The sequence below is a fragment of the Mycolicibacterium fluoranthenivorans genome (genome assembly GCF_011758805.1).
GTDB lineage: Bacteria > Actinomycetota > Actinomycetes > Mycobacteriales > Mycobacteriaceae > Mycobacterium > Mycobacterium fluoranthenivorans.
This window is the reverse complement of record NZ_JAANOW010000001.1, coordinates 2,375,703-2,395,096: the sequence shown is the minus strand read 5'-3', so window position 1 is coordinate 2,395,096 and position 19,394 is coordinate 2,375,703. Positions and strand designations below refer to the sequence as shown.

Below are 19,394 nucleotides of genomic sequence, written 5' to 3'. Positions count from 1 at the left end.
AGGGCGGCCTCATGACGATCGGCCCCGGCTTGTCGTCCGGCCCAGGTGACGGCATTCAGATACGCAAACGCCGCCATATCGACGTGTGTCTGTCCGAACCCGTCGAGTACCAGACGGTGCGAACGGGCCTGGAGCGCTACCGTCTGCCCTACAACGCGCTCACCCAGACCAGCCTCGCCGAGATCGACCTGAGCACTGATTTCCTCGGCGTCGGACTGCGGGCACCGGTCTTGATCGGTTCGATGACGGGCGGCGCCGAGCTGTCCGGGACCATCAACCGCCACCTGGCCGCGGCCGCCCAGGCGCTGGGAATCGGCATGATGCTCGGTTCGCAGCGGATCATGCTCGGCGACGACCTGGCGCCGACGTTCCGGGTCCGCGACGTGGCCCCCGACGTGCTGCTGGTCGGCAATATCGGGCTGGCCCAGCTGACTCCTGCGGTGCTACCCGAGCTGACCGCCGCCCTGGGCCAGGTCGGTGCGAATGCCCTTGCCGTGCATACCAACCCACTGCAAGAAGCGGTCCAGCGCAACGGGGACACCGATTTCACCGGGTCGGTGGACCGGTTACGCGAACTCACCACGTCCATCGGGTATCCGGTACTGCTCAAGGAGGTCGGCCACGGGATCGGCGCCGCCGCGGCGGCACAACTGGAAGGTGTCCCGATCGCCGCCGTCGACGTGGCCGGCGCCGGCGGCACCTCATGGGCCCGGGTGGAACAGTTCGTCCGCTACGGCCGGATCAACGATCCGGAACTGGCCGAATGGGGTATCCCCACCGCCCAGGCTCTCGTGGAGGTGCGCCGCACGCTGCCGGGAATGCCTCTGGTCGCCTCCGGCGGCATCCGCACCGGCATGGACGCCGCCAAGGCCATCGCGCTGGGTGCCGACGTGGTGGCCATCGCCCGGCCGCTCCTGGTGCCGGCGATCGAATCCGCTGCGGCCGTGCAGGATTGGCTGCAGCGCTTCATCGCGGAGCTGCGCATCTGCCTGCACGGCTGCGGCGCGGCCGATCTTTCGGCACTGCGCGATACCGGCGTGAGCGCTACGGCGTGGTGACCAGTTCCTGGCCGCGCATCCGCTGTGAGATCACCTGGGTGATGCCGTCGCCCTGCATCGTCACGCCGTAGAGTGCGTCGGCGATCTCCATCGTCGGCTTCTGGTGGGTGATGACGATCAGCTGGGACTTCTCCCGCAGCTGCTCGAACAGACCCAGCAGCCGGCGGAGGTTCACATCGTCCAGCGCCGCCTCGACCTCGTCCATGATGTAGAACGGTGACGGCCTGGCCCGGAAGATGGCCACCAGCATGGCCACCGCCGTCAGCGACTTCTCACCACCGGACAGCAGCGACAGTCGCTTGACCTTCTTGCCCGGCGGACGCGCCTCGACCTCGATACCGGTGGTGAGCATGTCCTCCGGATTGGTCAGCAGCAGGCGGCCCTCCCCGCCGGGGAACAGCGAGGCGAACACCTGGGTGAACTCGCGTTCCACATCCGCGTAGGCCTCGGCGAACACCGTCAGGATCCGCGCGTCGACGTCCTCGATCACATCCAGCAGGTCCTTACGGGCCGCCTTGACGTCCTCCAACTGCGTGGACAGGAAGTTGTAGCGCTCCTCCAGCGCGGCGAACTCCTCCAACGCCAGCGGGTTGACCCGGCCCAGCTCGGACAGCTCACGCTCGGCTTTCTTCGCCCGGCGTTCCTGGGTGGGCCGGTCGAACGGCATCGGCGCCGGCGCGGTGACCTGCTCGCCGCGTTCCTTGGCCTGCTCGTATTCGGCCATCTCCAGTTCGCTCGGCGGCAACGGCACCTGCGGTCCGTACTCGGCGATCAGGTCGGCGGCCGCCAGCCCGAACTGCTCCAGCGCCTGCTGCTCCAGCTGCTCGATCCGAAGGGCCGCTTGCGCTTTGGCGACCTCGTCGCGGTGCAGCGAATCGGTGAGCGCGGTAATCCTGGCACCGAGCTCGGTGACCTCGGTGCGGGCCCGGCTCAGCGCTTCGGCGCGCATCTGACGCTCGGTGGCCAGCTCGTCACGGACCCGGGATGCCGCGGTCACCGTGGCCGCCAGCCGGGCGGCGACGAGGCGGCCCGACTCGGCCACCGCGGCTGCCACGGTCGCCGCGTACTCGCGTGCCTCCCTGGCCCGCAGCGCGCGCGCCCGTGACTCCCGCTCGGCAGCCGCCGACCGGCGCAGTGAATCCGCCCGGCCACGAACGGCATTCGCCCTTTCCTCGGCCGTGCGCACCGCCAGCCGGGCCTCGACCTCGGTGGAGCGCGCGGCATCGGCGGCCACGGTGTGCTCCTGCTGGTCCACCTGCTCGACCTCGAACATCGGTTCCTGTTGGGCGTTGTGCAGCCGGGTTTCGAGCTCGGTAAGTTCCTCCACCGTCGCGTCCCGGGTGGCTTCCAACTCGTCGCGCTGTTTGATCAGGCGCTGCCACTCGGCGTCGGCGTTGCGGGACTCCTGGCCCAGCCGGCCGAGCTGTTCGTAGATCGCCGAGATGGCGGCATCGGATTCGTTCAGTGCGGCCAGCGCCTGCTCGGCGGCGTCCTGGCGGGCCTGCTGTTCCTGCTTCGCCCCGGCCAGCGTCGCCGTCAGTTCGCCGCTCTGCCGCTCCACGGTGGTCAGTTCGGCGCGGGCCTTGTCGATCTCCGAGGCGATCTCCAGCGTGGACACCTTGCGGTCGGAACCGCCGCTGACCCAGCCCGCCCCGACCAGGTCGCCATCGAGGGTGACGGCCCGCAGATGCGGTTGCGCGGCAACGAGATCCAGGGCGGCCGAAAGGTCGTCCAGTACCGCCACGTCGGCGAGCATCGCAGTGATCGCACCGCGCAGCCGGTCCGGGACCTCCACCAGGTCGATGGCCCACTGCGCGCCGTGGTTCAACGCGCCGGTGTCGGTCCGCGGCCGAACCGGCCAGTCCCCCAGCACGATCGCGGCCCGGCCGCCGTCGGCCTCCTTGAGCGCGGCGACCGCCGCGCGCGCGGCACCGTGGTTCTCCGCCGCCAGCGCGTCGGCGGCGGAGCCGAGCACCGTCGCGATCGGCACCTCGAACCCGGGCCGTACCCGGATCAACTTGGCCACGGTGCCGAAAAGACCACCATCACTGTGATTTTCAGCGAGCCATGCCGCGCCGTCCTTACGGGCCAGGCCGACCGACAGCGCGTCGATGCGGGCCTGCAGCGACACCATCTGACGTTCGGCGCCCCGCTCGGCCGCCTGCAGCTCCGCGACCCGCTCATCGGCCAGCCGCAGCGCCGTCACCGACCGGTCGTGCTGGTCGTCCAGGCCGACCTCGCCCTCGTCGAGTTCACCCACCTTGGCCTGGACCAACTCGAACTCGGCCTGGGCATGCTCGACCCGGGCGGCCGCCTCCTCGAGGCGCGCGGTCAGCCGGGCGATACCGTCATCGGTCGATTCGACGCGGGCCCGCATCGTCTCGACCTGCCCGGACAGCCGAGCCAGCCCTTCCCGGCGGTCGGCCTCGGCGCGGGCCGCGGCGCGCTGCGCCCGTTCGGCCTCGGCGGCCACCCGTTCGCGCTCGGCCAGCTCGGCGCGGGCCGCCTCAAGTGCGTACCGCGATTCCTCGAGCTCCTCCAGCAGCTGGCGTTCCTCCTCGGCGACCAGATCGGCCTCGGCCTCCAGGGCCTCCGGGTCCCGGCCGGGAGTCACCTCCGGCGCGGAGTCGAGCAACTGGGTGCGTTCGGAGGCGATACGCACCGTGGCGCTCACCCGTTCGGCCAGTGCGGACAGCCGAAACCAGGTCTGTTGGGCCGCGTCGGCCCGCTCGGACAATTCGGCCACGGCCGACTCATGGGCGGTCAGCTCGAGGGTGGCCGCCTCCAGCCGGGTGTTGACCGCGTCGTGCTCGCGGCGCAGCGTGGTCTCGGCCTGGTTGGTGTCGTTGAACTCGGTCTGTCGGGTGAGCAGATCGTCGGCGGCCAGCCGCAGCCGGGCGTCTCGCAGATCGGCCTGGATGGTCTGGGCGCGGCGCGCCATCTCGGCTTGGCGGCCCAGCGGCTTGAGCTGGCGGCGCAGTTCGGTGGTGAGGTCGGTGAGCCGGGCCAGATTGGCCTGCATCGAGTCGAGCTTGCGGACCGCCTTCTCTTTGCGCTTGCGGTGTTTGAGCACCCCGGCGGCCTCTTCGATGAAGGCGCGACGGTCTTCGGGACGCGATTCCAGGATCTCGGAGAGCTTGCCCTGCCCCACGATGACATGCATCTCACGGCCGATACCGGAGTCGCTGAGCAGTTCCTGCACATCCATCAGCCGGCAACTACTGCCGTTGATCTCGTACTCACCCGCGCCGTCGCGGAACATCCGGCGGGTGATCGACACCTCGGAGTACTCGATGGGCAGGGCGTTGTCGGAGTTGTCGATGGTCAGCGTGACCTCGGCGCGGCCCAGCGGCGCCCGCGAGGACGTGCCGGCGAAGATGACGTCCTCCATCTTGCCGCCGCGCAGCGTCTTGGCGCCCTGTTCGCCCATCACCCAGGTCAGGGCGTCGACGACGTTGGATTTACCCGACCCGTTGGGCCCGACGACGCAGGTGATCCCCGGCTCGAAGCGCAGAGTCGTCGCCGCGGCGAAGGACTTGAAGCCCTTCAGCGTGAGACTCTTCAAATGCATGACGGATAACCCTACCGTCGAGGGGATTAACGCTCGGTGAAGCCCGGGATCTGTTCGCCCGCGTCGGCCCAGTCCGCGACCACGGTGTCCACCGTCCCCGGCGTGCCGCCGCCGCGCAGCAACTCCAGCAACCGTTCACACGCCGGGCGTGGCCCCTGCACCACCACGTGCACCCTGCCGTCGGGGCGGTTGGACGCGAAACCGGTCAGGCCCAGTTCCAGGGCCCGGGACCGGGTCCACCACCGGAAGCCGACGCCCTGCACGTGACCGTGCACCCAGGCATTCAGCCGGACGTCAGGGCCGGTGTCCACCGGACCCCGATGCTCTTCGCGCAAGCGGCTCATCGCCGACCTCGAACTTCACCTCGGTGCCCGACTTGAGGGTGCGCCCGACGGTGCACACCTGGTCGATGGCGCGTTCCACCACCAAGAGCAGGCGTTTGACCTCGTCCTCGGACAACCCGGACAGGTCGACCTCGAGCGTCTCCTCGAGCAGCGGGTAACGCTCCTGCTCACGGTCCGCGGCCCCCGATACCCGCAGCGTGGCGGCGTAGTCGTCGCCGAGCCGGCGCCGCAGTGGCTGATCACTGCTCATGCCGCTACATGCGGCGAGCGCGATCTTCAGCAGCTCGCCGGGGGTGAACACACCCTCGACGTCCTCGGACCCGACGAGTACCTCCGCGCCGCGGGAGCTGCGGCCGGTGTAGCGGCGCACCCCGGTGCGCTCCACCCACAGTTCTGTCATGACGTCATTCCTACCCGCTACGTGCGGTTCCCCGCTGCGGACCCCACCCCGCGTTAGGGTGAAGTGCAACACCTCCAGGAGCAATGACCGTGACGTACTACCCGCCCCCACAGCCGGGGCCGCAGGGGCCCGGCCCCCAGGGCTGGGATCCGCAGGGCTGGAATCCCCAGGAGGCCCCCGCCGTGCCCTACCCGGCGTACGACGCGCCCCCGCCGTATGGCTATCCGCCGCAAGCCGGATACGGCGTCCCGCCTCAGGCCGGCTACCCGTATCCGTACCCCTATCCGGCACCGCCGCCGCCCAAGCGCAGACGCGGCTGGCTGATCGGCGGTGCCATCGCCGCCGTCGTCGTGGTCATCGCGCTCGTCATCGGCGGCATCGTGGTCTTCCGCTCAGGCGGCGTCACGCAGGCGTCCAAGGACGAATCCGAAATCCAGCAACTGGTCCAGGATTTCAACGCCGCGGGCAGCACGGGCAAGTTCTCCGATATCGCGCAGTATTTCTGCAAGGCCGAGGCCGGGATGTTCGGCGCGCTCAGCCAGCTCGGCGAGATCCTGCAGGGCATCGAGGCGCCCAGCACCGCCCCGAAGGCCGACGTGACCGCCACCGATATCAAGGTGAAAGGTGATGTGGCGTCGGCCCGGATGAACACGGGCGGCCCGTTCGACACCGCCTATTTCCGCAAGGAATCCGGCCAGTGGAAAGTCTGCATGTCCGCGGCCACGGAGTTCAATCGCAAGCAGTAGGTCTTACAGTGCCGACCGCCGCACCCGGGGCGGCGGTTGGCATTTGGGGCAGTAGAACGACGACCGGTTCATGAACTTCTCCCGCCGCATCACCGCGCCGCAGCGCCGGCACGGGAGGTCCACCCGCCCGTAGGCATCCAGGGATCGGTCGAAATACCCCGACTCACCGTTGACGTTCACGTACAGCGAGTCGAATGAGGTGCCGCCCTGAGCCAATGCGGCGGTCATCACCTCGGCGGCGGCGTCAAGCACCTCGGCCAACTGCTTGCGCGGCAGCCCCGATGCCAGCCGGCCGCCATAGATCCGGGCGCGCCACAACGCCTCGTCGGCGTAGATGTTGCCGATGCCGGACACCACGGTCTGATCCAGCAGCTGCCGTTTGATCTCGGAATGCTTGCGCCGCAACACCGTCACCACACCGTCACGGTCGAAGGCGGGATCCAGCGGGTCGCGGGCGATATGCGCGACGGGTAGCGGCACCCCATCGGCCCCGCCATCGGGGCTCACCAATTCCGTCACCATCCAGCCACCGAACGTGCGCTGGTCGACGAAGCTCAATGCGGTGCCATCGTCGAGGACAGACGCGATGCGAATATGTGACGGGTTGGGAACAGTGCCAGTTCCGGAGCTCAACAGCATCTGCCCACTCATCCCCAGATGGACCACCAACGCATCACCGCTGTCGAGGGTCAGCCACAGGTACTTGCCGCGCCGGCCGGTGCCCGCGATCGTGGTACCCCGCAGCCGGGCCGCCAGGTCGGCGGGGCCACCTTCGTGGCGGCGCGCCGCCCGCGGATGCAATACCTGAACCTCGGCGATCCGGCGGCCGACGATATGGGCGTCGAGCCCGCGCCGCACCACCTCGACTTCGGGAAGCTCAGGCATCCTTGAGTGCATTCCACGCGGCCGCGGCGGCCTTGAGTTCGGCCTCTTTCTTGGTGCGGCCCACGCCCTTGCCGTGCTCGACGGCGGCGACCACGACGACTGCGGTGAACTCCTTGTCGTGGTCGGGGCCCTCAGAGGTGACGGCATACGACGGCGCACCCATACCCCGGGCGACCGTCAGTTCCTGAAGGCTGCTCTTCCAGTCCAGGCCGGCCCCGAGCGTCGGAGCGGTGTCGAGCAACTCGCTGAACAACCGCAGGATGGCTTCCCGGGCCGTCACGTTGCCGTGCTCGATATAGATTGCGCCCAAAAGGGATTCGACCCCGTCGGCCAGGATGCTGGACTTGTCCGCGCCGCCCGAACTCTCCTCGCCCTTGCCCAGCAACAGGTAGGCCCCCAGCCCTTGCTCGCCCAGTCCCCGCCCGACATCGGCCAGCGCCTGGGTGTTGACGATGCTGGCGCGCAGCTTGGCCAGGTCGCCCTCGGCCCGGTCGGGGTGCCGGTGGTAGAGCTCCTCGGTGATGGTCAGCCCGAGCACCGCATCGCCGAGGAACTCCAGGCGCTCGTTGGTGGGCAGACCGCCGTTCTCGTAGGAGTAACTGCGGTGGGTCAGGGCGATGGTGAGCAGATCGTCGGAAAGGGAAACGCCGAGCGAGCGGAGCAGAGGGGCGCGGTCGACGGTCACGCATCCGCTCCGGGACCGGAGATATCGTCTTTGAGCGCGGCCAGCTTGGCCCAGCGCGGATCGATCTTGTCGTGCTGGTGGCCGGGCTCGGCCGAGGCCAGCGCGACACCGCAGTCCGGGCACAACCCGGCGCAGTCGTCCTGGCACATCGGGGAGAACGGCAGCGCCAACCCGACCGCGTCCACGATGGGCTGCTCCAGGTCCACCCGGTCGTCGACGACGTGACCGACCTCGTCTTCCTCGGTCGTCTTCTCGGTGGTGCTGCCGGGATAGGCGAACAGTTCGGTGAGGTCGATGGCGACATGACCGGTCACCGGTTCCAGGCAGCGCACGCACTCACCGGTGGTGGGCGCCGACACCGTGCCGGTCACGAGCACGCCCTCGGACACCGATTGCAGCGTGAGATCCAGTTCGATCGGTGCGCCCGCCTCGATGCGGATGAGGTCCAAACCGATCCGGGACGGCGAGGGCACCGTCTCGGCCACCGTGATCATCGAGCCGGGACGGCGCCCCAACCGCGAGATGTCGATGACGAGCGGATTCGAGGCGGCCATGCCGCTGATCCTACTTTGGTGTGGATGGGCGCCCATCGGGTCGATCCTCGATCATCGAGATTTTTATTCGCCCGCGCCGCTGTGGCCGGTGAGATCGGTGGCGTCGCGCATCGCGCACAGGTGGTGGCGTTTTCCCGCGCCGCGGCCGCCGATACTCGACCCGTGACTGTGAAGCTGCACTGGTTCCTGCCCACCTACGGCGACAGCCGCCTGATCGTCGGCGGCGGCCACGGCACGCCCGCCGGCGCCGCCGGAGGCGACCGCGAGGCCACCATCGACTACCTCGCCTCGATCGTGCGCAGCGCCGAGCGTTTCGGTTTCACCGGAGCCCTCATCCCCACCGGTGCGTGGTGCGAGGACGCGTTCATCACCGCCGCGCTGCTGGCGCGCGAGACCACATCGCTGTCATTCCTGGTGGCGTTCCGTCCCGGTCTGGTCAGCCCCACGCTGTCTGCTCAGATGGCCGCCACGTTCGCCCGGCACGCGCCGGGCCGCATCCTGCTCAACGTTGTCGTCGGGGGCGAGGCGCACGAGCAGCGCGCCTTCGGCGATCACCTCGACAAGGACGCCCGCTACCGGCGCTGCGATGAGTTCCTCGACGTCGTGCGCCGGTTGTGGGCCGGCGAGACCGTCACGCACAAGGGTGAATACCTCGATATCGAAGAGGCCGTGCTGGCGGTACCGCCGAACCCGGTGCCGCCGTTGTACTTCGGGGGCAGCTCGAGGGCGGCCGGCCCGGTGGCCGCCCGGCATTCCGATGTGTACCTCACCTGGGGCGAACCGCCGGCCGCGGTCGCCGAGAAGATCGCCTGGATCCGTGCGGAGGCCGCCGCGCAGGGCCGCACGCTGCGCTTCGGGATCCGGCTGCACACCATCTCGCGCGACACCTCCGACGAGGCCTGGGCACAGGCCGACAAGCTGGTCGCCGCCCTCGACGAGGACACCGTGCGCGCCGCGCAGGCCGGCCTGGCCCGCAGCCAGTCCGAAGGCCAGCGCCGGATGCTGGCCCTGCACGCCGCCAACCGGGCCGACGGCACGTGGAGCGATGCCCGCAGCCTGGAGATCGCGCCGAACCTGTGGTCGGGCGTGGGCCTGGTGCGCGGCGGGGCGGGCACCGCGCTGGTCGGCAGCCACACCGAGGTGGCCGACCGGATCGCCGAATACGCCGAGATCGGCATCGACGAGTTCATCTTCTCCGGCTACCCGCACCTGGAGGAACTGTTCTGGTTCGGCGAGGGTGTAGTGCCGCTGTTGCGGCAGCGCGGCCTCTTCAACGCGGGCGCCGCGGAGGCGCCGAGCGTGTCCATCCCGTTCGTGGGTTCGGCACGGTGACCCGGGCGGTCACTCGCATCCTCGACGCCGACCACGCACTGGCGGCGGCCGCGGCGCTGTCGGAGTCCTTCGCCGAGGGGGCCGGGGCACGCGACGCAGGACGCGAACTCCCGCACGAGCAGGTGCAGGCCCTCAAAGATGCCGGGCTGCTCGCCCTGTCGGTGCCGGTCGCGTTCGGCGGGATCGACGCGCCGGCGTCGGTGATCGCCGAGGTGTTCCGGCTGCTGGCACACGCCGACGCGTCGCTGGCACAGATACCGCACTCGCACTACACGTTCCTGGAAGCGGTGCGCCTGCAGGGCACCCCGGCGCAGCAGGCGTTCTTCTACGAGAAAGTGCTCGACGGAGCACTTTTCGCGAACGCGCAGTCCGAACGCTCCGGCCGTATCGACGTCGACACCACGGTCCTGCTGCCTTCCGCGTCCGGCGACTACCTGTTGTCGGGCCGCAAGTTCTATTCCACCGGCGCCCTTTTCGCCGACTGGGTGATCGTGCGGGCCTCCGTACCGGAAGATCCCGCGCAGGCTCCCACCGCGTCGACGCCGAAGGCCGTGGCCTTCGTCCCGGCCGGCGCGCCCGGGCTGACGGTGGTCGACGACTGGGACGGGATGGGTCAGCGCACCACCGCGTCGGGCACGGTCACCCTCGACGATGTGGTGGTGCCCGCCGCCCACGTGATTCCGTTCACGCCGATCTTCGCCGGCCCCAGCGTCTATGGCGCGCGGGCGCAGCTGTTACACACCGCGCTGGATGTCGGGATCGCCACGGCCGCCCTGGCCGAAGGTGTCCGCCAGGCCGCCAAGGCGCGGCCGCATTTCGAGTCCGAAGAGTCGGCGGCCGTGGACGATCCGACGCTGATCCAGCTCGCCGGGAACGTCACCGTGACGGTCCGCGGCGCGCAGGCTCTGCTGGCCGAGGCCGGGCGGGCGGTGGACCGGGCCACCGCCGACCTGACCGCCGACAGCGCGGCCGAGGCGTCGATCGCGGTGGCGGTCGCCAAGGTGGCCGCCACCCGCGCATCGCTGGAGGCGGCCAGCACGCTCTTCGAACTCGGCGGAACCCGAAGCGCTTCGGGTGCGGCCAATCTGTCCCGCTACTGGCGTGACGCGCGGACCCACACCCTGCACGATCCGACCCGCTGGAAGGTGCAGCACATCGGCCGCTACACGCTGTCCGGGACGTTGCCGCCCCGGCACGGTCAGCTCTAGGCCGAGCGCGTCACGTAATCGTGCGTGCCCGCGGCGGTGCGCAGCTGATGCCGCCCGCGGCTCACCGAGCGCAGCGTGCCGTTGAGGTAGTCCTCGAACTCGGCGAGCTTGCTGTCGACGTAGATATCGCATTCCCCGCGCAGGCGGTCCGCCTCGGCATGGGCGGAGTCCACCAGGCGGCTGGCCTCGGCGGTGGCCGTCTGCACGATCTCGGTCTGCGAGACCAGCCGTTGCTGCTCCTTGATGCCTTCCTGCACGGCCTTCTCGTAGGAGATGTTGCCGTTCTCGATCAGCCGGTCGGCCTCGGACTTGGCCCGGCCCGTGCTGGCCTCGTACTCGCGCTTGGCCGCGGCGCCGATGCGGACTGCCTCGTCGCGGGCGTCGGCGACGGTCCGCTCGGCATGCGCACGCGCTTCGGCGACCATCCGGTCGGCGGCCGACTTCGCCTCGGCCATCATCCGGTCGGCCTCGCTGCGCGCATGGTTGAGCAGGGAGTCGGCCTCCGCATTGGCCGAGGACACCGTCGAATCGGCGTGCTCGCGGGCCTCGTTGAGCATGGCGTCCCGAGCGTCGAGCACATCCTGGGCGTCATCGAGTTCGCCGGGGATGGCGTCCTTGATGTCATCGAGCAGTTCCAGGACGTCACCTCGGGGCACCATGCAACCGGCGGTCATCGGCACGCCGCGTGCTTCTTCCACGATCGCACTGAGTTCGTCAAGCGCCTCAAAGACTCGGTACACGGCAACACCCTCCAGGCGTAGTTGTTAGTGACTAGTGTGCCTGGTGTTACGCCTGTGACTCGGTTTGTCGCACGGTGTGTCGCGCGGTCAGCTGTTCAGCTTGGCGCGCAACCGGGCGTTGACCGGCTCCGGCAGCAGGTCGCTGACATCGCCGCCGAGTGCGGCCACCTCTTTGGCCAGCGACGACGAGACGAACGAGTAGCGCGGCGTGGTGGCGACGAAGAAGGTGTCCACCCCGGCGACGTGCTTGTTCATCTGCGCCATCTGCAGCTCGTACTCGAAATCGGTCCCGGTGCGCAGCCCTTTGACGATGGCTGTCAGGCCGCGTTCCTTGACGAAGTCGACCACCAGGCCGCTGCCGGCCTCCACCCGCAGATTGGGCAGGTGGCCGGTGGACTCCCGGATCAGTTCGATGCGCTCCTCGGCGCTGAACATGCCCTTCTTGTTCGGGTTGACCAGCACCGCCACCACGACCTCGTCGAACTGGGCGGCCGCCCGCTCGAAGATGTCGATATGACCGAGGGTGACCGGGTCGAAGGATCCTGGGCAAACGGCGCCACTCATGCCCTAAGACGCTACGCGATGCCGAACTCCAGCCGGGTGTCGCCGTAGCGCCGGTCGTCGACGGGTTCCCAGCCGTCGGGCCAGCTCAGCGCGGGACCGCCGGCGGCACGTTCGACGACGGCGACGGCACCGGCCGCCACCCACCCGTGCCGCAGCAGCGCGGCAAGCACCGCCTCGACCTCGGTGGCCCCCAACTCATAAGGCGGATCGGCGAACACCAGGTCCACCGGCCGGCCAGCGCCACCGGCGAGCACTTTGGCCACCGGCGCGCACCGCACGGTGCCCGCGGCGCCCAGCGCGGCGATGTTGTCGGTGATCACCGCTGCGGCCTTGCGGTCCGATTCGACGAACAACGCCCCGGCCGCCCCACGCGAGAGCGCTTCCAACCCGAGCGCCCCCGAACCCGCGTACAGGTCGAGCACCTGCGCACCGTCGAAGTCCATCCGCGCCGCCAGCACGTTGAACAGGGACTCGCGGACCCGGTCGGTGGTGGGCCGGGTCCCTTTGGCGGGCACCGAGATGCGGCGCCCGCCATAGGTTCCGGCGACGATCCGAGTCAGGTCGCTGCCCCCACCACCACCAGCAGGTCGCCGCCTTCGACCTGTGCCGTGGCACTGACGGCGACGCGCGCCACGGTACCGGCCTTCGGCGCGGTGATGGCGGCCTCCATCTTCATGGCCTCGATGGTCGCGATGGTCTGCCCGGCCTCGACGGCGTCCCCGACGGCGACACCGACGGTGACCACCCCGGCGAACGGGGCCGCCACATGATCGGGGTTGGTCTTATCGGCCTTCTCGGCGGCCGGAACTTCGGCGGCCACCGATTCGTCGCGCACCAGCACCGGGCGCAGCTGCCCGTTGATGATGCACATGACCGTGCGCATACCCCGTTCGTCGGGCTCGGAGATGGCCTCCAGGCCGACGATCAGCTCGACACCCTTCTCGATCCGGATGCGATGCTCGTCACCGTGGCGTAGGCCGTAGAAGAACTGATTCGCACTCAAACCCGAAGTGTCGCCATATATTTCGCGATGGGCCTCGAACTCGCGCGTCGGACCGGGGAACAACAGCCGGTTCAGCGTCGCCTGCCGCACCAGCCCCGGCTGCGCCAGCAGCTTCTCGTCCTCGACGGCCAGGGTGACCTCGGGCTTTGCCGGCGCGCGGCCCTCAAGAGCCTTGGTGCGCAACGGTTCCGGCCAGCCTCCCGGCGGATCACCGAGTTCGCCGCGCAGGAAGCCGATCACCGAGTCCGGGATATCGAATCGGGCCGGGTCGGCCGCGAACTCATCGGCGGTGACTCCGGCGCCGACCAGCGCCAGCGCCAGATCGCCCACCACCTTGCTCGACGGGGTGACCTTCACCAGCCGGCCGAGCACCCTGTCAGCGCCCGCGTAGGCACCCTCGATCTGCTCGAACTGGCCACCGAGCCCCAGCGCGATGGCCTGCTGGCGCAGGTTGCTCAGCTGGCCGCCGGGGATCTCGTGGGTGTAGACCCGGCCGGTCGGGGAAACGAGACCGGATGCCGCAACATCGAAGGGTGCGTAGACCTTTCGCAGCGCCTCCCAGTACGGCTCCAGGGCACAGACGGCGTCCAGGGACAATCCGGTGTCGAACGAGGTGTGCGCCGCGGCCGCCACGATCGACGACAGCGCCGGCTGGCTGGTGGTGCCCGCCAGCGGTGCAGCCGCACCGTCGACCGCCGATGCGCCGGCCTGCCAGGCCGCCGTGTAGGTGGCCAGCTGCCCGCCGGGCGTGTCATGGGTGTGCACGTGCACCGGTAGGTCGAACCGCGAGCGCAGTGCGGCAACCAACGTCGCCGCCGCGGGCGGGCGCAGCAGGCCGGCCATGTCCTTGATCGCCAGCACATGCGCCCCGGCATCGACGATCTCTTCGGCCAGGCGCAGCCAGTAGTCCAGGGTGTAGAGCCGCTCAGCCGGATTGGACAGGTCGCCGGTGTAGGACATGGCGACTTCGGCTATCGCCGAACCGGTTTCACGCACCGCGTCGATGGCGGGCCGCATCGATTCGACGTTGTTCAGCGCATCGAAGATCCGGAAGATGTCGACCCCGGTATCGGTGGCCTCTTGGACGAACGCGTTGGTCACGATCTCCGGGTACGGCGTGTAGCCCACCGTGTTGCGGCCCCGCAGCAGCATCTGCAGACAGATGTTCGGGATCGCCTCACGCAGGGCGGCCAGCCGCTCCCACGGGTCCTCCTTCAAGAACCGCAGCGCGACATCGTAAGTCGCCCCACCCCAGCATTCGACGGACAACAGCTCCGGCGTCATATGCGCCAGGTACGGCGCGACGGCCAGCAATCCGGTGGTACGCACGCGGGTGGCCAACAGCGACTGATGCGCATCGCGGAACGTCGTGTCGGTGACGCCGACAGCCGGCGAATCACGCAGCCAGTCGGCGAACCCCTGCGGCCCGAGCTCCACCAGCCGCTGCTTGCTCCCTGCCGGCGGTGGGCCCGAGATGACGTCGACATCGGGCAGTTTGTCCTGCGGGTAGACCCGCTCACGGTCCCGATTGGGTGAGTTGACCGTCACCTCGGCCAGGTAGTTGAGCATCTTGGTACCGCGATCGGCGGGAATGTGCGCCGTCAGCAACTGCGGCCGGTCGTCGATGAACGAGGTCGTCACCCGTCCCTCGCGGAAATCGGGATCGTCGATCACGGCCTGCAGGAACGGGATGTTGGTCGACACCCCGCGAATCCGGAACTCCGCCAACGCACGTTTGGCGCGGGCCGCCGCCACGCCGAAATCCCGGCCGCGGCAGGTGAGCTTCACCAGCATCGAATCGAAGTGCGCGCCGATCTCGGCACCCAGGTTCGTGCCGCCATCGAGCCGGATGCCCGCACCACCCGGGGAGCGGTACCCGGTGATCCGGCCGGTGTCCGGGCGGAACCCGTTGGCAGGGTCCTCGGTGGTGATACGGCACTGCATGGCCGCCCCGCGGATGGTCAGGGTGTCCTGCGTCAAGCCCAGCTGGACCAGCGTCTCCCCCGCGGCGATGCGCAACTGGGAGGACACCAGGTCCACATCGGTGATCTCCTCGGTCACCGTGTGCTCCACCTGGATCCGCGGATTGCACTCGATGAACACGTGGTGACCACGCTCGTCGAGCAGGAACTCCACCGTGCCCGCACAGAAATATCCGATACCGCGAGCGAAAGCGACTGCGTCCGAACAGATCCGGTCCCGCAATTCCTGGCTGAAGTTCGGCGCGGGGGCGAGCTCGATGACCTTCTGGTGACGGCGCTGCACACTGCAGTCCCGTTCGAACAGGTGGATGACCTCGCCCGTGGCGTCGGCGAGGATCTGCACCTCGATATGGCGCGGGTTGAGCACCGCCTGTTCCAGGTACACGTTGGGATCGCCGAACGCGGACTCGGCCTCTCGGGAGGCCGCCTCGATCGCCTCGGCCAGCCCGCCGAGATCCACCACACGCCGCATACCGCGGCCACCGCCGCCAGACACCGCCTTCACGAACAACGGGAATTCCATCTCGGCGGCCGCCGCGACCAGCTCCTCGACCGACGCCGACGGCGCCGACGAGGCCAGCACGGGCAGCCCGGCCGCGCGCGCAGCGTCGATGGCACGGGCCTTGTTACCCGTCAGCTCCAGCACGTGCGCACCGGGACCGACGAACGTGATACCCGCCCGCGCGCACGCCGCCGCCAGTTCTGGGTTCTCCGACAGGAAGCCGTAACCGGGGTACACCGCATCCGCACCGGCGTGCTTGGCGACCCGGATGATCTCGTCGACGGTCAGGTAGGCCCGCACCGGATGCCCGACCTCACCGATCTGATACGACTCGTCGGCCTTCAGGCGGTGCGGCGAATTGCGGTCCTCGTACGCGTACACCGCGACGGTGGCGATACCGAGTTCGTATGCCGCACGAAACGCGCGAATGGCGATCTCACCGCGGTTGGCTACCAAGAGTTTGGAAATCACGAGGTGAACCCTAACTTTCCCGCCGTAACCCCGGTGTTACAGAAGCGTTGACCAGTAATTCCAGAACCTCACCAGGATCATCAGCAGCAGTGAGGTGAACCAGAGCGCCACCAGCGACCAGCGCCACTGGTAGAGCAGACGGCCTACGGTGCTGGTCGCGGCCTCCCCACGCAGGGCGATGGACGCGGCGACGACGAACAGCGGGATGGTGACGGACCAGACCACCATGCAGTACGGGCACAGCGCACCGATGCGGTACAGGCTCTGGAAGATCAGCCAGTGGACGAACACCACACCCAGGGCGCTACCGATCGTCAGCCCGATCCAGTACCAGCGCGGGAGCCGCACCTTCGCCACCGCGAGCACACCGGTGACCACCACGACGCTGAACGCACCGATGCCGATCAGCGGATTGGGAAAACCGAACACCGACGCCTGGTGGGTGATCATGACCGACCCGCAGGACAGCACCGGGTTGATGCTGCACGACGGCACGTAGGCCGGGTTGATCAGGAGCTCGATCTTCTCGATCGTCAGCGTGAGCGCCGCCGCCAGTCCGGTGATACCCGCGATGAGAACCCACCACGCACTCGCGGGGCGAACCTCCTCGGCCGCCTCCACAGAGTCCGCCGGGTCGACAGTGGCGGCAGTGGTCACGTCAGCCCCGGCACGTCGCCGACGATCTCCTTGACCTTGGCGACCAGCGCTTCGGGAGTGCTGAACTGGTAGTCCTCGCCGTTGATCCGGACCGTCGGTGTGGAATTGATCTTGGTGGCCTGAGCCAGACCCTGGACCATGTCGACGTACTTGTTCTTGTTGACGCAGTCCGGGACCTTGCCGGCCGCACCGGCCTGGCGCGCCGTCTCGATGATCTGGGCATTGGTCGGGAACGTCTGCGCGGTCTCGTTCGGCTGCTGCGCGTACATCGCGGCGTGGAAGCGGCGGAACGCGTCGATGGACTCGTCGGCCACGCAGTAGGCGGCGCCGCCGGCCCGGGCCGGATAGTTCTGGTTACTCGGGGCGTCGAGGATCGCGACCATGTAATAGTCGGCGGCCACCGCACCGGTGTCGATGAGCTTGCTCACCGTCGGACCGAACTGCTTCTCGAACGCACCGCAGTGCGGGCACAGGAAGTCTTCGTAGAGCGACAGCACCGCCTTCGGTTCGGAGGTGCCTTCCTTGGTGATGAGCTTGCTCGAGGTCACCCGGACGGATTTGGCCTCACCGGCGGGGGCCTTCTTGTCACCGGACATCACGATGTAGAGGACCAGCGCCACGGCGAACACGACGACCACGGAGGTCAATCCGATCTGGATGAGCAGATTGCGTTTGCGGTCGGCGGCCTTGAGGTCATAGCTGGCCGGACGTTTGGGTTTGTTCGCCACGGGGTGCAGCCTACCGGCGCCCCGCGCGGACGTTCTCAGGTCCGGCTCAGATGGGCCCGCAGCGCCGATGTCAGGTCCGCCACGGCGGCCTCGCTCCCACCCCCGAGCGGGAAGAAATTGGCGAAGGCGTGCACCAGCGAGCCGTACTCCCGCCAGTCGACCGCGACCCCGGCGGCGGCCAGCGCGCGCGCGTAGGACCGGCCCTCGTCACGGAGCGGGTCGAACCCGCCGGTGGCCACGAGCGCCGGTGACAGGCCCGACAGATCGGAGGCCAGCAGCGGCGACACCCGCGGATCACCCGGGTCGGTCACCGACCCCGCCAGGTAGTGGTGCCGGAACCAGTCCATATTCGCCTTGGCCAGGAAGAAACCGTCCGCGAACAGGGTCTTGGAGACCGTCGAGCCCTGGAAATCGGTGACCGGATAGAGCAGCACCTGCAGGACCGGCAATCGCACGCCGGCGGCGCGGGCGGACTGCGTGACGACCGCGGCGAGATTCCCGCCGGCGCTGTCACCGCCGACGGCCACCCGATCGGGGTCGGCGCCGAGTTCACCGGCATGCTCCAGCGACCAGCGGTAGGCGGCGTCCGCGTCGTCGGCCGCGGCGGGCGCCTTGTGCTCGGGCGCAAGCCGGTAGTCCACTGACAACACGTGCACGCCGGCGTCGTGGCAGAGGCGTCGGCACAGCGCGTCGTGCGTGTCGATGCCACCCTCGACGAATCCGCCGCCGTGGTAGAAGACCAGCAGCGCGGCACCGTCACCGGACCGGTAATGACGCACCGGGATCAGACCGGCCAGGCCGGGAATCGTGAAGTCGCGGACCGGGACCACCACCGGCGTCCGGAACGCCGCGGCCGCCCGGCTCAGCTGCCGGCGCGAGACGGGAATGTCGTCACTGGCGCTCAACCCACGCACCCCGGTCAGGTGCTGCGCCGCGAGCATCAGCTGCAGTGACGTGTCCAGGGTGTTGCCGTCGATGGTGATCGACCGCCGCCCCAGCAGCAGCCGTTTCACCGGGTCGGGGATTCTGGACATCACCGGTACGCCGATCCGGCCGGCCGTGCTGGCGGCCCGCAGGCGTAACCGCCCGGGATTCCGCCATGCTGGCAGACTTTGCGTCATGACTCCTCCTACGCAACCCACGATCGTGCTGAACGACGGCAATGCCATACCAACCGTCGGGTTGGGAGTCTGGCAGACGCCGCCGGAAGAGACGCAACGCGCCGTCGAAGCGGCCCTGTCGACGGGCTACCGGCACATCGACACCGCGGCCGTGTACGGCAACGAGTCCGAGGTCGGTCACGCGATCAAGGCCTCCGGGGTGCCACGCGAGGAGGTGTTCCTGGTCACCAAACTGTGGAACGCCGACCAGGGTTACGACAAGGGTCTGAAGGCTTTCGACGTCAGTGCCGAGCGTCTCGGCGTCGACTACGTGGACCTGTACCTCATCCACTGGCCCGTCCCGGCGGCCAACCTGTTCGTGGACTCCTTCAAGGCGCTGGCACACCTGCGCGAGCAGGGCCGGGTTCGGTCCATCGGGGTGAGCAACTTCGCCCCCGAGCATCTGCGCACGCTGATCGCCGATACCGGGATCGTCCCCGCCGTCAACCAGATCGAATTGCACCCGCGTCTGCCGCAGCAGGAACTGCGGCAGGTGCACGTGGAGCTGGGCATCGCCACCGAGGCCTGGAGCCCGCTGGGCCAGGGCGGACTACTCAGCGACCCGGTGGTGACCACCGTGGCGGACACGCACTGCAAAACACCTGCCCAGGTGCTCATCAGATGGCACATCCAGCTGGGTAATATCGTGATCCCGAAGTCGGTGAACCCTGACCGGATTGCGAGTAATTTCGACGTGTTCGATTTCGAACTGAGCAGCCACGACATCGCATCCATCGCCACGCTCGACGACGGCACACGGCTGGGACCCGATCCACGCACGTTCAATTTCACAGGGTAGGTAGA

General features: G+C 68.9%; 18 protein-coding genes. 5 read left to right on the top strand and 13 right to left on the bottom strand.

What is annotated here, in order from left to right; translation table 11 throughout:
- Positions 1-11: 11 nt before the first annotated feature.
- Complete coding sequence (gene fni, locus FHU31_RS11555; RefSeq protein ID WP_167158395.1) at positions 12-1,058, top strand: type 2 isopentenyl-diphosphate Delta-isomerase; 1,047 nt, start codon at positions 12-14, stop codon at positions 1,056-1,058.
- Here the strand turns inward: fni and smc are convergent.
- Genes smc through FHU31_RS11540 form a run of 3 tightly spaced genes read right to left on the bottom strand, consistent with a single transcriptional unit; the run spans position 1,045 to position 5,373 of the window.
- Positions 1,045-4,629, bottom strand: a complete 3,585-nt coding sequence (smc, locus tag FHU31_RS11550) for a chromosome segregation protein SMC (RefSeq protein WP_167158393.1) — start codon at positions 4,627-4,629, stop codon at positions 1,045-1,047. The two genes, fni and smc, sit on opposite strands and share 14 nt — an antisense overlap.
- A gap of 26 nt (positions 4,630-4,655) precedes the next feature.
- Positions 4,656-4,973 carry an acylphosphatase gene (locus FHU31_RS11545; RefSeq protein ID WP_167158391.1) on the bottom strand — a complete coding sequence of 106 codons (318 nt, stop codon included), beginning with the start codon at positions 4,971-4,973 and terminating at the stop codon, positions 4,656-4,658.
- Positions 4,924-5,373, bottom strand: a complete 450-nt coding sequence (locus tag FHU31_RS11540) for an OsmC family protein (RefSeq protein WP_167158389.1) — start codon at positions 5,371-5,373, stop codon at positions 4,924-4,926. The genes FHU31_RS11545 and FHU31_RS11540 overlap by 50 nt, the downstream gene beginning before the upstream one ends.
- 89 nt (positions 5,374-5,462) lie before the next feature.
- On the opposite strand from FHU31_RS11540, the gene FHU31_RS11535 reads away from it, so the two are divergent.
- A complete protein-coding gene (locus tag FHU31_RS11535) occupies positions 5,463-6,119 on the top strand; it encodes an Rv0361 family membrane protein (protein ID WP_167158388.1) in 657 nt (218 codons plus the stop codon).
- A gap of 3 nt (positions 6,120-6,122) precedes the next feature.
- Here the strand turns inward: FHU31_RS11535 and mutM are convergent, their stop codons facing one another.
- From mutM to FHU31_RS11520, 3 genes are read right to left on the bottom strand one after another with little or no spacing between them, the layout of a single operon-like run.
- Positions 6,123-7,004 carry a bifunctional DNA-formamidopyrimidine glycosylase/DNA-(apurinic or apyrimidinic site) lyase gene (mutM, locus tag FHU31_RS11530; protein WP_167158386.1) on the bottom strand — a complete coding sequence of 294 codons (882 nt, stop codon included), beginning with the start codon at positions 7,002-7,004 and terminating at the stop codon, positions 6,123-6,125.
- Positions 6,997-7,689 (bottom strand): ribonuclease III, encoded by a 693-nt coding sequence (rnc, locus tag FHU31_RS11525; RefSeq protein ID WP_167158384.1) that lies wholly within the window; start codon positions 7,687-7,689, stop codon positions 6,997-6,999. The genes mutM and rnc overlap by 8 nt, the downstream gene beginning before the upstream one ends.
- Positions 7,686-8,243 (bottom strand): YceD family protein, encoded by a 558-nt coding sequence (locus FHU31_RS11520; RefSeq protein WP_167158382.1) that lies wholly within the window; start codon positions 8,241-8,243, stop codon positions 7,686-7,688. The genes rnc and FHU31_RS11520 overlap by 4 nt, the downstream gene beginning before the upstream one ends.
- A 162-nt stretch (positions 8,244-8,405) precedes the next feature.
- Between FHU31_RS11520 and FHU31_RS11515 the strand changes: the two genes are divergently transcribed.
- Positions 8,406-9,575: an LLM class flavin-dependent oxidoreductase gene (locus tag FHU31_RS11515; RefSeq protein ID WP_167158380.1), complete on the top strand. Its 1,170-nt coding sequence runs from the start codon at positions 8,406-8,408 to the stop codon at positions 9,573-9,575.
- Positions 9,572-10,783 carry an SfnB family sulfur acquisition oxidoreductase gene (locus FHU31_RS11510; protein WP_167158378.1) on the top strand — a complete coding sequence of 404 codons (1,212 nt, stop codon included), beginning with the start codon at positions 9,572-9,574 and terminating at the stop codon, positions 10,781-10,783. Before FHU31_RS11515 ends, FHU31_RS11510 begins: the two co-directional genes overlap by 4 nt.
- Here the strand turns inward: FHU31_RS11510 and sepIVA are convergent.
- The 7 genes from sepIVA to FHU31_RS11475 all read right to left on the bottom strand — a co-directional run bounded on the left by sepIVA (position 10,780) and on the right by FHU31_RS11475 (position 18,551).
- Positions 10,780-11,523, bottom strand: coding sequence for a cell division protein SepIVA (sepIVA, locus tag FHU31_RS11505; protein ID WP_167158376.1), 744 nt, complete (start codon positions 11,521-11,523; stop codon positions 10,780-10,782). The genes FHU31_RS11510 and sepIVA overlap by 4 nt on opposite strands.
- 87 nt (positions 11,524-11,610) lie before the next feature.
- The gene (gene coaD, locus FHU31_RS11500; protein WP_167158374.1) at positions 11,611-12,087 is read right to left on the bottom strand and encodes a pantetheine-phosphate adenylyltransferase; all 477 of its coding nucleotides are present in this window, start codon (positions 12,085-12,087) and stop codon (positions 11,611-11,613) included.
- An 11-nt stretch (positions 12,088-12,098) separates the two neighbouring features.
- On the bottom strand, positions 12,099-12,647 hold the full coding sequence (rsmD, locus tag FHU31_RS11495) for a 16S rRNA (guanine(966)-N(2))-methyltransferase RsmD (protein ID WP_167160924.1): 549 nt from the start codon (positions 12,645-12,647) through the stop codon (positions 12,099-12,101).
- A complete protein-coding gene (locus FHU31_RS11490) occupies positions 12,644-16,045 on the bottom strand; it encodes a pyruvate carboxylase (RefSeq protein ID WP_167158372.1) in 3,402 nt (1,133 codons plus the stop codon). The genes rsmD and FHU31_RS11490 overlap by 4 nt, the downstream gene beginning before the upstream one ends.
- Before the next feature lie 36 nt (positions 16,046-16,081).
- Positions 16,082-16,666 carry a vitamin K epoxide reductase family protein gene (locus tag FHU31_RS11485; protein WP_263988042.1) on the bottom strand — a complete coding sequence of 195 codons (585 nt, stop codon included), beginning with the start codon at positions 16,664-16,666 and terminating at the stop codon, positions 16,082-16,084.
- Positions 16,667-16,698: 32 nt separating this feature from the next.
- A complete protein-coding gene (locus FHU31_RS11480) occupies positions 16,699-17,430 on the bottom strand; it encodes a DsbA family protein (RefSeq protein ID WP_167158369.1) in 732 nt (243 codons plus the stop codon).
- A 35-nt stretch (positions 17,431-17,465) separates the two neighbouring features.
- Entirely contained in the window at positions 17,466-18,551 is a 1,086-nt protein-coding gene (locus FHU31_RS11475; protein ID WP_167158367.1) for an alpha/beta hydrolase, read from the bottom strand.
- Here FHU31_RS11475 and FHU31_RS11470 point away from each other — a divergent pair.
- Complete coding sequence (locus FHU31_RS11470) at positions 18,550-19,389, top strand: aldo/keto reductase (protein WP_167158365.1); 840 nt, start codon at positions 18,550-18,552, stop codon at positions 19,387-19,389. The two genes, FHU31_RS11475 and FHU31_RS11470, sit on opposite strands and share 2 nt — an antisense overlap.
- The last annotated feature ends 5 nt before the right edge of the window (positions 19,390-19,394 follow it).